General features: G+C 72.3%; 1 protein-coding gene and 1 pseudogene. Both read right to left on the bottom strand.

Annotated elements, in window-relative coordinates; genetic code table 11:
* Positions 1 to 797: protein-L-isoaspartate(D-aspartate) O-methyltransferase (locus tag PUR71_RS18685; protein ID WP_329928167.1), on the bottom strand; the 797-nt coding region annotated here is incomplete at its 3' end.
* Positions 794 to 915: pseudogene (locus PUR71_RS18680) on the bottom strand (ATP-grasp ribosomal peptide maturase); the annotation flags it as partial. The gene PUR71_RS18685 and the pseudogene PUR71_RS18680, both read right to left, overlap by 4 nt.

Here is a 915-nt window from a genome sequence, read left to right as displayed (position 1 = left end):
TCGGGCAGCAGCCCGAGCGGTGGCGGCAGTTGGGGGCGGGCGAGCATGAAGGAGATCTGTCCCCCGAGGAAGCGTCCCCTCGCCGTGCCGTCCTCGCGGACGGTGAGCCGGGCGAGTTCCGAGGAGTACATCCAGCCGCATACGGTGGCCAGGATGATCCCGCCGGGGCGGGTCTGGTCGATCCATGCGGGCGGGATGGTGAGGACGCCGCAGGTGGCGATGACCCGGTCGAACCGATGGTCTCCCGGGTAGCCGGCCAGGGCGTCGCCGACGACGAGTTCGGGGAAGAACCCGCACGCCCCCAGCGAGACGCCGGCCCGCGCGGAGACCTCCGGGTCGACCTCGACGGAGACGATCCGGTCCTCGCCGAGGCGGTGGCAGCCCAGCGCGGTCGAGTAGCCGGTGCCGGTGCCCGCTTCGAGGACCCGGTGGCCGTCCTCGACCCGGAGGTCCTCCCACATGCGCACGACCAGATTCGGCATGGTGCTGGACGATGTCGGGGTCCGCATGATCTCGCCCCGCAGGTCGCCGGGCACGATGGTCCCGGCGACCTGGGTGACCAGGGAATCGTCCCGGTAGCACTGCTCCAGCCAGCCCGGCGAGCCGGGCATGACGGGGCGCCAGGCGGTCGGAGCGGAACCGGGGACGGCGTCGAAGAATCCGCCGCGCAGGAACTCCTCGCGGGGCACGGCCTCCACGGCCTTGCGCCACGGCCCGGTCCGCAGGAATCCGCGCTCGGCGAGGCTGTCGGCGAGTGCTCGGCGCAAGTGGGCGCTGTCGCCGTCGGTCCGGGTCATCCGGTCTTCCTCTCCAGCAGGTCGGCCATCGCCGTGAGCATCGGCAGGCCGGTCTCGGGCTCCAGCCAGTACCACTGGCCGGACGGGTTGCACTCCAGGAACCACCATCGGCCCTGCC

Source organism: Streptomyces sp. SP17BM10 (assembly GCF_036322405.1).
In the GTDB taxonomy this organism is placed as follows: Bacteria; Actinomycetota; Actinomycetes; order Streptomycetales; family Streptomycetaceae; genus Kitasatospora.
This window is presented reverse-complemented; position numbering and strand designations above follow the sequence as displayed.